General features: G+C 60.9%; 10 protein-coding genes and 1 pseudogene. 3 read left to right on the top strand and 8 right to left on the bottom strand.

Translation table 11 applies throughout. From position 1 onward, the window contains the following. Positions 1–85: 85 nt before the first annotated feature. A complete protein-coding gene (locus ATN37_RS24435) occupies positions 86–781 on the top strand; it encodes a glycoside hydrolase family 25 protein (RefSeq protein WP_371714689.1) in 696 nt (231 codons plus the stop codon). Positions 782–3,440: 2,659 nt separating this feature from the next. Beyond that, complete coding sequence (locus ATN37_RS32785) at positions 3,441–4,874, top strand: isopeptide-forming domain-containing fimbrial protein (protein ID WP_256933518.1); 1,434 nt, start codon at positions 3,441–3,443, stop codon at positions 4,872–4,874. On the opposite strand, the pseudogene ATN37_RS32790 reads toward ATN37_RS32785, so the two are convergent. The 5 genes and pseudogenes from ATN37_RS32790 to ATN37_RS24460 all read right to left on the bottom strand — a co-directional run. Then, positions 4,799–4,957: pseudogene (locus ATN37_RS32790) on the bottom strand (HNH endonuclease); the annotation flags it as partial. The gene ATN37_RS32785 and the pseudogene ATN37_RS32790 overlap by 76 nt on opposite strands. Before the next feature lie 119 nt (positions 4,958–5,076). Then, positions 5,077–5,505, bottom strand: coding sequence for a hypothetical protein (locus ATN37_RS24445; RefSeq protein WP_225320164.1), 429 nt, complete (start codon positions 5,503–5,505; stop codon positions 5,077–5,079). Positions 5,506–5,526: 21 nt separating this feature from the next. Next, positions 5,527–6,195 carry a FadR/GntR family transcriptional regulator gene (locus tag ATN37_RS24450; RefSeq protein WP_007729798.1) on the bottom strand — a complete coding sequence of 223 codons (669 nt, stop codon included), beginning with the start codon at positions 6,193–6,195 and terminating at the stop codon, positions 5,527–5,529. A 102-nt stretch (positions 6,196–6,297) separates the two neighbouring features. After that, positions 6,298–7,503 carry an MFS transporter gene (locus ATN37_RS24455; protein ID WP_042447245.1) on the bottom strand — a complete coding sequence of 402 codons (1,206 nt, stop codon included), beginning with the start codon at positions 7,501–7,503 and terminating at the stop codon, positions 6,298–6,300. A 122-nt stretch (positions 7,504–7,625) separates the two neighbouring features. Next, positions 7,626–8,597, bottom strand: a complete 972-nt coding sequence (locus ATN37_RS24460; protein WP_007729795.1) for a YafY family protein — start codon at positions 8,595–8,597, stop codon at positions 7,626–7,628. A 102-nt stretch (positions 8,598–8,699) separates the two neighbouring features. Here ATN37_RS24460 and ATN37_RS24465 point away from each other — a divergent pair, with 102 nt between their 5' ends. Further along, positions 8,700–9,167, top strand: coding sequence for a VOC family protein (locus ATN37_RS24465; protein ID WP_007729793.1), 468 nt, complete (start codon positions 8,700–8,702; stop codon positions 9,165–9,167). 247 nt (positions 9,168–9,414) lie between these two features. Here the strand turns inward: ATN37_RS24465 and ATN37_RS33235 are convergent, their stop codons facing one another. From ATN37_RS33235 to ATN37_RS24480, 3 genes are all read right to left on the bottom strand, one after another. Further along, positions 9,415–10,020 (bottom strand): GNAT family N-acetyltransferase, encoded by a 606-nt coding sequence (locus ATN37_RS33235; protein ID WP_374103525.1) that lies wholly within the window; start codon positions 10,018–10,020, stop codon positions 9,415–9,417. Between the two features lie 532 nt (positions 10,021–10,552). Further along, positions 10,553–11,800, bottom strand: a complete 1,248-nt coding sequence (aztD, locus tag ATN37_RS24475) for a zinc metallochaperone AztD (RefSeq protein ID WP_007729787.1) — start codon at positions 11,798–11,800, stop codon at positions 10,553–10,555. Between the two features lie 62 nt (positions 11,801–11,862). After that, positions 11,863–13,107 (bottom strand): benzoate/H(+) symporter BenE family transporter, encoded by a 1,245-nt coding sequence (locus tag ATN37_RS24480; protein ID WP_218695718.1) that lies wholly within the window; start codon positions 13,105–13,107, stop codon positions 11,863–11,865. Between the last annotated feature and the right edge of the window lie 4 nt (positions 13,108–13,111).

A 13,111-nucleotide genomic window follows, 5' to 3' on the forward strand; every position in this document is an offset into this window, starting at 1 on the left:
GACAAAACGGACTAGTCGACCTTAGTCTCGGGAAATGGTCGAGCGACGGATCGTCAGGACACTGGGCAAGCTCACCCCGATCGCGATGGCAGCTGCCATCGCGATCACGGCACCTGGCCTCGCCGCTGCCGACGCTCCCCGTGGCCCGGACGTCTCTTCGTGGCAACACGTGGACGGAACCGGAATCGACTGGTTCCAGGTCAAGGCGTCAGGGCACGAGTTCGCGATGGTCAAGGCCACCGAGTCGCTCAACTACGTCAATCCGTACTTCATCCAGGATTGCCTGGTCATGCGTGCTGCCGGCGTCTCGCGCGGGGCCTACCACTACGCAGACGTTCGCCAGTCCCCCGAAGCCCAGGCCGCCTTCTATTCGGCGATCGTCCTGGGTATCAACGGACCTGGTGACCTCCCGCCCGTTCTAGATCTCGAGGACGCGAAGGGACTGCCCGCCGGGCAGGTCATCGACTGGACGCATCGCTACTTGAATACAGTCCAGACACTCACCGGGCGGCAGCCCATCATTTACACGTATCCCAACTTCTGGCGTACTCAGATGGCCAACACCACCGAGTTCAACCACTACCCGCTGTGGATCGCCGATTACAACGGGCAGAACGCACCGGGGCCGCTACCCGGCGGTTGGTCCAACTGGACTTTCTGGCAGTACACCAGCACCGGACGCATCCCCGGAATCACCGGAAACACAGATATCAACGTCTACAGCGGAGCCCAGGGCGATTTCGATCGCTACGCCAACAGTGTGGGGTTCGGCAGCAGCTAGTTTGCGGCGGGGCCCTTGGCTCCGTGGTGCCCGGTTCGGGCCCTTTCGCCCTCGATGCATTTGCCTCGAGGCACGCGGAAGGGCCCTTTTTGGCACTCTTGTGACGCTTGGCTGGTTAGTCCGGTTGTTGCTCGTCAGTTACGAGAATTCTGCCGGGCGGTAGCCACGGTCGCTGAACTTTCGACTAGCTGAGCAGGATCGGAAAATAGCTATGGCAGAAAATGAGCAGAACTGCTCTGCCTGAAAAGCTACAAAACGGACTTGAAGTTGGGTTTGAATCGAAGGCGGCCGCCCGGTTTCGGGCGAAGTTGGTGCCTCGCAATCCAATTATCGGAGCCTCGGGATGCTTCGTTACCGGCAGCCGTCGCTGAGTGTGGTCTGGATCAATTCGATCAATTTCGACGGGCTCGCACGCGTGATCGGACTCCATGCAGGACGGGGTTTCCGAACGTCGTTCGAGGGTCTGTGGCGCATCCAACAGGCCTTATCCATATTGGTCATTTGTCCAGATTCCATATCTTCCTCGAGGTTGGTCGTCACCCGATCTGGTCAGCGGAAACGTTGAATGTCATCGCGTTCGCCGCGGTGCCGCACTCCGAGGGCTGAATTGTCCGCTCGGACAACACTGCTCCTCGAAGCTTGTCCGATCTACGAACAAAAACGTCGATCGGTCTGCTTTGTCCGACTTTCGATGGGCAAGCTCCCGGTTATCTGTTATCTTGTTCCTGATAACTGGAAGGTTGCTCTCGATTTGCGCGGATTTCGAGGGCCAAGGTCCTGTTCAGGGCGGCTCTTCCAACACGCAGGTGTTTCCGAAGAGGAGCTCGAATGACAGGACCGGCAACAGCGTCCGGTGTGAGGTCGATCAGCCGAAAACAGGCGCATCGACCCGAACCAACCGATCAACCGGGAGTTCGCGCCAGCGCTCTCGCATCTCCGTCCATCGAACATCGATCAGGCACATCCTGGGGAGTAAGAAATGCCTAACGACATACCGCCGACAAGGTCGGCCATATTCACCGCAGGGCTCCCGCCCTGGGTGCGAGCGTGGACGGTGGTATGGACCGCCATCGCGATGATTCTCGGTATCTCCGGCGCGACGGCAGTGGTTGCGTCAGCGCAGCCGGCCGCGACGCTCGGCGGCCCCGTTCAGGCTCAGGCGCCGGCTCGCGCCGCTGTTCTTCCGGATGAACAGCCTGCAAAAGGCTGCGCATTCAGCGCCCCCGGCACCGGTCCGTTCTCGCAGAACATCTGCTGGATCGATATGTCGACGCTCGATGCGGCAACGGCTGCTTCTGCGGCCGGGCAGTCGATGGAAATTCAGCTCACCGACGGTTACAAGATCAACTTCAAGGCTTTCCTCACTGACTCGGTTGCAGGAAAGAATCACCAGGGGATCGAGACGAAGGCATTTCCCACGTTGCACTATGCAGCGTTGGGAACTTCCGCGTACACGGGTGTGCCGACGACGATCAAGCCGGCGATCTACCAAACCTCAGCCACCGCTGGTCAGTCCGGTGGAACAGTCTCGCTGAAGAACATCGTGATGACGGGGCCGAATGGCGCCGTCAACAACTACGGGCTTGTAGCAGCCGACGCCGAGTCGACAGACGCGAATATCAATACTACGAACGACCGTGAATTCCTCACTTTCAATTCGGACAAGCCTCTACGGCAGATCGCACGTACCGTCGGTGACGACAGTGATCCTGCCTACCCCGGAATTCGGGCCTGTGACGGTGGGCTGACGGGTATGCCAGCCAATACCGTCCGATGCGATTCGTGGAACAACGTCAATGGCCAGGGGCGCACGCCCGGAACGCTGGTCGTTGCATCGACTGCTCCGACAAGTTTCGCAGCCACTTTCGGAAATACCGTTCAGGCGACCTCGCGTCAGGGCCTGGCGTTCGGTGTGCTGCTGTCGAAGGTCAAGATCGACAAGGACCTCACGCGCGTCACCCCCGGTGACGATTTCACTATCGGCATGAGCACCGGACACCACGCTGATGCAGGCGCCGCTGCAGCAACCGAGATCAAGAGCACCACGACCGGTGCGACTGATACGACGGCATCGACTGGCTGGCGGACGCTCCTCGCAGATACCACGCCCACCCCTGTCACGTTCTGGGAGAAGCCAACTACCTCGGCGACCAAGACCGCGAACTATGCGACATCGTGGGATTGCCAGGTAAACGGCGTGACCCAGGCCCTCAGGGTCGGTGACGTTGCGCAGGCAGCACTTACACCGGGTGACAACGTGTATTGCAAGGTCAAGAACACCCCGGTTCTCGTGAAGAAGTCGTCGTCACCACCTACCGGTGAGACGGTCAATATCGGCCAATCAATCACCTACACTCTGAATTTCGAGAATCCGGGCACTGCGCCGGCAACGATCGACTACACGGACTACCTCGCCGACGTCATTGATGACGGAACAGTTGCGGTCGGTGCTGAAACCGGCGGACTCACCGCCGCATTGAACGGCGCCGACAAGATCAAGGTCGGCGGCACCTTGCCGGCCGGCGGCAAGGGGACAGTCACATACACCGTCACTGTCAAAGACGGCGGCAACAAAGTTCTGAACAACTATCTGGTTCCGGGGACTACAACTCCCCCCACAACATGTGATCCTGCAACCAATCTCTGCACGACGCATCCCATGCCTGGTTTCACGCTGACCAAGACGGCTGATCCGGTTTCCGGTTCGACGGTTCAGGCCGGCGACACCATTACGTACACCGTCACCGGTGCCAACACCGGCAGGACGGCCCTGACTCCCGCGACGATCACCGATGATCTGAGTGCGGTTCTCAACAATGCTGCTGTCATTCCGGGCTCGCTGAAGGCGACCATCGACGGTGCTCCTGTTGCTGCTCCGACTCTTTCGGGCAGCACTTTGTCGTGGTCCGCGAATCTCCCGGCCGGTAAGTCTGTTGTTCTGACATACCAGGTGAAGGTCAATGCCGGCGTTGCCGCGGGAACGGTTCTGAACAACAAAGTCACCGGTACTGCGAAGCCGCCGACCGGTCCGGACATCACTCCTCCTCCGGTGGAAACGAATCACTCGGTTCCAGGTTTTACGCTGGCGAAGACTGCCGATCCGATTTCCGGTTCGACGGTTCAGGCCGGCGAGTCGATCAAGTACACCGTCACCGGCACCAACACCGGCAAGACGAAGCTTGATCCGGTACAGATCAATGACGATCTGGGTGCGGTTCTCAATAATGCTGCTGTCGTTCCTGGTTCGCTGAAGGCGACCATTGACGGAGCTTCCGTGGCTGTTCCGACTTTGTCGGGTACGACGCTCTCGTGGACTGGCGTTCTCGAAGCCGGCAAGTCGGTTGTCCTGACCTACGAGGTGAAGGTCAACGACGGTGTCGCTGCGGGTACGGTCTTGAACAACAAGGTCACGGGTACTGCGAAGCCGCCGACCGGTCCGGATATCACTCCGCCGCCGGTTGAGACGAATCACTCGGTTCCCGGTTTCACTGTCGCGAAGACTGCGGATCCTGCGTCGGGTACCGGCGTCAATGCTGGTCAGACGATCACGTATACGGTGACCGGTACGAACACCGGTAAGACGACGCTCAATCCTGTTGTGTTGACTGATGATTTATCGAAGGTTCTCGACAACGCGACGTTGGTGGACGGTTCGCTGAAGGCGACTGTCGACGGTGCTGCTGCCGCTGCTCCGACGCTCTCGGGGACGGCGCTCTCGTGGACTGGTGTTCTGGAGCCGGGTAAGTCTGTTGTTTTGACTTATCAGGTGAAGGTCAATGCCGGTGTTGCCGGTGGCACGTTGATCAACAACAAGGTCACCGGTACTGCGAAGCCGCCGACGGGTCCGGAGATCACTCCTCCGCCCGTGACGACGGAGCATCCGGTTCTGTCTCCGAAGATTGCTGTGGTGAAGTCTTCTGATCCGGTGTCGGGTTCGAATGTTGTTGCCGGTCAGGACATCAAGTACACGCTTTCGTTCTCGAACACCGGTAACGGTGCGGGTGAGGTGGCGTNGGCGGCCACTCGAATGGCTTCCAGGCGAAGGATTTCCGCTGACGCGGTGATGGCGATCTCGCGGACGTCGCTGGGGTGAAGCCGCCACAATCGTCCGCGCACACCCACGGCGGAGTTGTTGACCACGTCGGTGACGGCATCTTCGGTGATGTTGATCGTCATGAGAACCCCCCGTTCCGCCTTCCATCATACTCGAACATGCTTTCGAGTCAAGGGCTGTTTCGAGAAGGTGAGGTGGGCCCGGTCGTCGTGATTCTGTTGTTCGAGAACAGGTTCCGTCATTACTCGACTCGTTGGAGGAAGGGGCGAGGCCAGGCGCCGAGTGCGAGAACGGCGAGGATCGTCTGGACTAGTCCGGTGGTGAAGAAGATGCCCTGCAGCGGCGACCAGGCGAGAACGATGGCGATCTCGACGAAGATCCAGATCATCATGGTCAGGCCGGCGGCCGCGTGCAGGCCCCACGTCAGACGGAACCTGTTGTGCTGAGCGAAGAGCGCGGCGGCCTGGATGCCTCCGACGACAACGCCGAGGAGGATTCCGGGCCAGAAATATGAAGGGAAGACGGTTCCCTCGATCCACTCAGGAGGCAGGCCCATCCCGCCGCCGATCGTCAGGCCCGCCATTCCTACGAGCGCAGAGAGCAGGTTTAGCCACGCGATGGCGGACAGACCGATCCGGAGACCCCGTGGAGGGAGCGATGTGGACGTCATGCCTGACAACGATAGAGAGGGTCAGTCGAGCCCGTCCATGTTCCTGCGCGTTGCCGCGCTGGCAGCGTCGGCATCACCCGCGACGATGGCTTCTACTAGATCTCGGTGGGCAGCGCCTTCGTCGTCGATCGATTCGGGGTCTCGCGCCGCGACGTCGGTGATCACGTCCAGGGCCGAGTTGCGGAGCGTTTCGATGAATGAATCGAACACCATCGACAACACGCTGTTGTGCGCAGCATTCACCACGGCGCGATGTAGTTCCATGTCAGCGTCGACAAATTCTGTTGGTGTCGAGGCATTTTCACGGGCTTCGAGTGCTGCGTGTAACAGATCGACGTCGGCCGAAGTTCGGCGCATGGCAGCCAGGCGGCCCGCTTCCACTTCCAGGAGTCTGCGTACTTCGTAGACTTCGCGGCGGTCCGAGCGTTTGAGTTCTCGCTCGAGTTCTGTGACCGGTGTCGAGGACATGACGTAGGTGCCGGACCCTTGATGCGAGTAGAGCTGGCCTGACGCAATCAGTGCGCGAACGGCCTCTCTGCCGGTCGAACGCCCGACTCCGAGGAGTGTGCTCAGATCCTGTTCGTTCGGGATTTTGGTCCCGACCGGCCACTCGCCGTCGCCGATGAGGCGCGCAAGTTCGTCCGCGGCTTTCTGTACCAGCGACTGCTGCTTGATCTGGCGCACTGCCATGTGACTGCTCCTGACTGACTCGGTGAACCGCAATGGAGCGGCTCACCGAGTAATACTTCATGTCCTCCGATGAATCTTCAGACTACGGGGCCGTCTATCGGTTTATCGAAGGGCGATGACGTCCAGTTCGCGCTCCGTCTCGTCTTCCGGGTCGAGTCGTCGATCGCGCAAGGTGAATGCGATGACGGCGCCGACGAACAGCACTGCAGTTGTCGCCCCGATCGCCATGCGCGGTCCGAAGTGATCTGCCAGGTAGCCGAACAGCGGAGATGCGATGCCCCCCACGGACATCGCGAGTCCGAGCGTCACCCCACTTGCTGTGCCGGGGCGATTCGGTAGGTAGTCCTGCGCCAATGTCACCTGTGGCGCGAAGGGCAGGAACATAGCAAATCCGAGACAGACGATTCCCAATTCGGCAACTGCGACGTGCGGGGCGGCAGCGAGCAGTGCCAGTGAAGGTACCGCAAGCAGGTAGCCGAGTCGGATGGATGCGCGTCGACCACGACGGTCCGCGAGGACTCCTCCCAGTAGCGTTCCGGCCGCTCCTGCCAATGTGAAGGAGGACAACACGATTGCAGCGCTCGAGGACGATCCGTTCAGTGCGTTGAGCACGAACGGTGAGACCAACGACAGAGTGGTCACGTACGGAATTGACCAACAGACCGTTACCAGCACGAGTCGTGTGAACGAGCGCCAATCGTCTGACACGGGACCGTTCGCTGCCAGTTGCGCACTCAACGACTGGGCTGACTCGGCCGCACCCGTGTTGGCCGATCGCGACTGGGCGACCATCCACCAAATAGCCGCCACCACTGCAGGAACTGCGAGTAGATAGCCGCCGGACAAACCGAGTGAGCCAACCACGAGCGTGACAAACGGTGGCGCCAGCGAGGCGCCCAACGTACCGCCCACGGAGAACACGCTCATGGCTTTCTGTGAATGACCTCCAGCCGCGCGTGCCAAATTTGTGGCGGGAGGATGGTATGCGGCGATGCCGATGCCGGCCACGGCAATTGCCAGCCAAGTGACGATGTAGGTGGTGCTCATCGCTGCCACGACAATGCCTGCTGCGGCCGTCACAAAACCTGTGGGTACCAGCCAGTTTCGGCTCTTTCGATCGACCAGCATGCCGAATGCAGGTTGCACGACACTGGATAGTCCGGTCGCGGCGAGCGTGATTCCGGCGACCGCGGAATAGGAATATCCGCGTTCGAGCATCATGAACGGCAACAGCGCAGGCACAGCCCCCTGGTACAGATCGTTCACGACGTGTGTGCCGGTGAGAAATGCAACTTGCCCCTTCTTCATCTCCTTGGGCATCCCTTCGTTCAGGTCTTCAAGTCCTCAGGTCCTCTGAGGACTTGAAAGCTATCACGAACCCGCGGGCGCACGGTTGCGTTGGAGACCTGGATCTCATTCGAGACGACTGACTAACTCTCAGCAGTCGCGGCGTTGCGGGCGGCGAGTTGCGCGAAAGCGTGGGTAAGTTCTGCCGGGCCGACGACATCGATGTCGGTGTCGAATCGGTTGAAGGAGGCTGCCAGCGCCGTCCAAGACCATGATCCGGCTTCGAGACTGCACTGCTCGGGGCCAAGATCTTCGACGATGCCTTCCCCGACAAAGGGAAGAACATAACTGGCTGGTCGATGGAGAACGACCTTGCCATGGCACGGCCAATTGTTGATATGTTCCGATCCTTTGAAGCGCGCGGACACGTATTCGCTGACGTCGCCGCCGGGGATTTCCTTCGGCGTGAACCGGGGACCGTTCGGGGTGCGTGGGGTGATGCGATCGGCGCGGAAGATTCGCCAGTCGTCTCGCGCGAGATCCCACGCGACGAGATACCAGCGACGCTTGGAGGTCACCAGATGATGCGGCTCCACTCGGCGCGGGGGTGTTATTTCGCTGTTGTTTGAGTGGTCGTTCGAGTAATCGAAGCGGAACACCTCGCGACCGCGGACTGCAGCGGAAATCGCTACGAGCACCTCTGGGGACACGGAGTCTGCGTCGCCGGAACCGGCCGAAATCGTGGTGAACGTGAGCGCGTCGAGGCGATGGCGCAGACGCGAAGGCATCACTTGCCGCACAGTGGTCAACGCTCGAACCGCATCCTCTTCGATACCGACGCCGGTCAGCGTCGCCGCCTGCAGCGCAACTGCCAGTGCGATGACCTGATCGTCGTCGAACAGCAGGGGTGGCAGCTCGCTGCCGGCGTCGAGTCGGTATCCGCCGTCCGGGCCCATGGTCGCCGCAATGCGGTAACCCATCTCCCTGAGCCGGTCGATATCGCGGCGGACCGTGCGATGGCTGATGTCGAGCCGCTCGGCGAGTAGAGCGCCCGGCCAGTCGCGTCTCGTCTGCAAGAGGGACAGCAGATTCAAGAGTCGAGTGGTGGTCGCCATGCGGTGAGACTACGACGAGTCTAGGACGAAAACAGTCCTATACGGCTGTGAGAGTCGACGTCGTCAGGGAAAACCCGAGCGACGTTCGCACCAGGAGCAGACATGAGCATCAAGACAACGACCCACCTCAACTTCCGCGGAGACGCCCGCGCGGCTCTGGAGTTCTACCAGTCCGTCTTCGGTGGCCAGGTCACGATCGCAACCTACGGCGACTTCGGGATGCCCAAGGAGGTGCCCGGCGCTGAGAACGTCGTGTTCGGCCAGGTGGAGACAGAGGACGGCTTCTGTGTGATGGCATACGACATCCCTGGACAGTCGGGCGGCTCGGCCGGCAACGCAGGCTCGACACACCGCGAGAACGGCACCACGATCACTGACCAACCGTTCTTCGTCTCGGTTCGCGGTGAAACCCTCGAAGAGGTGCAGAACTACTGGGCCAAACTCTCTGCTGGTGCATCGATCATCGAGGGTCTTGCCGCCGCGGCGTGGAGCCCCGGTTTCGGCATGCTCACCGATGCGTTCGGGGTGACGTGGATCCTCGACGTCGCTGCCGGCGAAAACCCGGCCTAGCTACTCCCCGTGCTGTGGCGCGCGTTCCGAGTCACCGCGTCGCAGCACCTTCGTCATTGCGGCATCGAGTCCTGTGTCGCCGAGGCAGTCACAGTGCCTTTGTCGTGAACAGCAGGTCCCCGTGGATTTCGTGAGGCTCCGCATGGTCGGTCGCCACGAATACGAGTTTTTCCAGCACACGGCGAGAAGCGCCGTTCCAGTCACGGACCGTGGCCCACAGACGTCGATAGCCTGATGCCTGCGCCCATTAATTTACCGCCCATGAGGCCTCAGTCGCATATCCCTGACACCATGCCCTACGGAGAAATTCGAATGCCAGTTCAGGCTCTCCGTCAGGTCCGTGCTCAGTCTCGATCAGGCCGCAGTAGCCGATGACGTCATGGGATCCTTTACGCTCCACCGCCAGTAGACCGGGTTGGTGTGAGCGACTGCGAATCTGGTCCTCGATGTCTCCGATGGAGGGTCGACCATCGGAATCGATCCGACGATGCGGTGGGACACGAGGATCGCGCTCACCCCAGAGCTCCCGCAAGACAACGGCATCGGGCACACGGAACGGTCGCAGAAGCAGTCGGTCGGTCTCTAGCGAATTCTCCCGTTCGGACTGTGAAAGGGCGTCCATGTCATGGACTCTATCGGTGCGGATCACCTGCGGGCCGCGACGTACCAAATCGCGATGATCAACAAGGTTGCGGCCGAGGAGTATGCGAGGAAACCTCCCATATCGAGCCAGTTGGCCTCCCCGAACGGGCCCGGCTGTATCGGTGACGTCTCGACTGCACGACTGCCTCGCCGTGAAAGGTGGATCCACCACACCACAGAGTTGCCGAGGCCCCATGTCAGCAGTAGCCATCGGAGTGCCCTGTCGGCAGAGGGACGGTCATAGCTGCTTTGGCGCATGATCGAGTGTCCACCCTCCGGTAGGAAAACCACGCGTTTTCGGTTATTGCAGATTCGGCGGTCGACATCGTGGACCTCGACCGTCACGGACCGAGGTCCGACCCCGGACACGACGAAGCCGCCGGACACCTGCAGGTGTCCAGCGGCTCCAGCGCGTCGGTGCCCGTCTTGCGCCTCTCGGCAAGTGGCCACTCGAAGTGGCAATTCTGGGGTGGTACCCGGGGCAAAGAACCGAACACCGACACCATCTCCAACGAACCTCCACACGGAGTTATTCCATGCTGACTTGTGCCGCGGTCAATCGTGGTCCTGCTCATCGCTCAGCTCCAGCAGAGCTGGCGACAACGGCTTCGATTCTCTGAGGTGCGCGTCGTAGCACCTCGGGGATTGCCTGGGTATGAGATTCCCTGGTCAGTAGGCGAAGCACGAGAACGGCTCAGGCCCTCATCTCGGTGTGAGATGGGGGCCTGAGGTGAGGATCTGAATCAGCCGGTGACACCGGTCAATTCGTTGGGGGCGTGATCGAGAGTGGTCTCGGTCAGGATGCTGCCGTCCTCGAGGTCGACTGCGATCAGCTTCTTCGACGCTGGGTCGGTGACGTAAGCGGTGTGATCTTCTACGAAGAGCGCGGGCCTGGGCTCTTGCCATTTGGTGGGCTCGGTCCATGCGTCTATGACGGCGATCTTCTTGGTGACGACGCCGGTGTTCGGGTCGATGACGTGGATGGCGCCGTCGGTGCCGAGCACCAGTGCCTCTCCGTGTGGTCCGCGGCCGAGTGAGCGGAAGGTGTAGCTGGTGCCGAGGTCGACGAGCTTGAGTTCGGACGTCGTCGTGTTGGTCAGCGAGACCCGTTGCGGACGTTCGAGTTCGGCGTCCTTGTCGGTCTTGTAATCACCCAGCACGATGTCCGACTCCTCCGAGCCTGCCTGATTTCCGATGCGGCCGTATGCATCCGGACTCTGGACCTTGGTGATCGCTCCGTTCTTGTACACGAGCAACCCGTCCTGGCAGCCCAGCACGATGGCTTCGCCGGCAGCGACTGCTTCGCCGTGGACACCGGGGCACTGTTCGTTGCGCAGGATTTCCTTGCGGTCGGCATCGAGGATGGCAATGCCGTTGCGGGACTCCGAATTTCCGATGGTCGTCAACAGGCTGCCGTCGGCAAGTGCGACCGCAACGCCGTGATGGGGTTCTGGCGTGGTGTACGTCTCGACGCGGGGTTGGCGTTTTGCCAACTGCGCCGGATCGAAGATCTCGACGAGTCCCGAGCCGTCGTTGAAGAGAACGGTTTTTCCGGCATGGCGTACGACGTGTCCGGGCTCGTTGGCTGCGAACTCGACCTCGGACATCGCGGGATCGGCTGTGTAGTAATGAGAATGATCACCGTGAGCCGAAGACCACGTGCCGGTGTCGAGCACCTTGAATGCTTCGCCGGCAGAGATCATGACGTGGCGACCGTCGCCGGCCGGGTTGAGTCGGGTGAAGCCGTCGATCTCGGTCTCGCCGACCACGTCGAGGGAAGTTGCATCCAGCACCAGGACGCCGCCGTCGTACGACACGGCGAGACGTGGTGTTGCCGAGGCCTGTTCGGTTGGTGCGGCCGACGTCGTGGTCGTGGTTTCGGACTGGGCGGAGTCCTTGTTGTCGGACGAGCAACCCGTAACGAGGGCGAGTGAGAGGCCTACTGATGTGGCAAGGGTGAGGCGCCGCGACATGCGGGTGTTGAGGTGCATGGGTATAGATCTACTGCTTAATGTAAATGATTGTCAAAGTCGAGTATGCGAATATTCGCATGTCAGGTGTAGTCGGCTCGCTCGAGCATGCGCGAGGCGATGACCCCGAAGACGAGTCCCCAGAAAGCGGCTCCGATATTGAGTAGTTCGATGTCGGAGATCGTCACGAGGAACGCGATCAAAGCGCCGAAGGTGAATTTCCCGCCGAATGCGGTCACGAAGGCTCCCTGTAAGGCCTTGAGCATGGCCAGACCACCCAGAGTGACGATGAATGCCGTCGGAGTTCCCAACATCATCGCGACGAAAGTCGGGGCGAACAGTCCGAAGACGACGGCGAGTAAGCCGCAGAAGATTCCGGCGGTGTATTGGCGTGTCCGCTCTCCCGACGCCGTGAGCAATGCGTTCGTCGGCCCGGTAAGGCACGTCGAGACACAACCCACCGCCGCGTTCACGAGAGAGAACACACCGCAGGCAACCGTTGCCGCCCCGATCGGCGGTTGATGACCCGCTGCGCGGAGGACTGCGATTCCTTGGCCGTTCTGGACGACGACGACTGTGATCGCCAGCGGTACAACCAGTTCGATCATGGCCTGCCAAGACCAGGTTGGCGTGGTCAGTATCGGATGCGCCAGCCACTCGTGCGCGTCGCCGGCGGAGTTGAATCTTCCGGCCGCGAGTATCACGACCACGCCGACGATCAACGCGCCGAGAACGGGCGGAACGAATCTTCCCAGCTTGGTGAACATGCTCAGAGCGACAAAGGTGGCGATCATCGGCAGAGCGATCACCGCGTCGTGGGCGGGCGCTTCGACCAAATCCGTTCCGAAATGAAGGAAAACGCCTGCCACCATTGCCATTACGATGGGCAAGGGTAATGCGGCCATGATCGGTGTGACCCACCCTGTCAATCCCAACATCAAGATCAGGGCGCCGGTCGCGAAGAACGCTCCGAGCACTTGCTCCCACGGCAGATGCTCCAACGACGCTCCGACGACAACGGTTCCGGGAATCGTCCAGAAGAAGGCCAGCGGCTGCCGGTACAGCCAGGAAGCCGTGATGGTGAGAATGCCGTTGACGAAGAAGGCACCGAAAAGCCAAGAGGCCAATTGGGCTTGACTCAGTCCACCCGCCAACCCCGCAGCGAGAATGACCGCCACCGGCCCGGTGGCCGAGAAGACGATGCCGATGATTCCGTTGGCAATGGACGTTCCGCCGAAGTCGCGCAAGACCCGCTTCGGGCCGTAGAGCGGTTGCGGGAGTGGCTCGGTGACGACGCGAACGGGCGCGGTCGTCGAAGTGTCCGGCATGTTC

Source organism: Rhodococcus sp. MH15 (assembly GCF_019266045.1).
GTDB lineage: Bacteria > Actinomycetota > Actinomycetes > Mycobacteriales > Mycobacteriaceae > Rhodococcus_F > Rhodococcus_F qingshengii.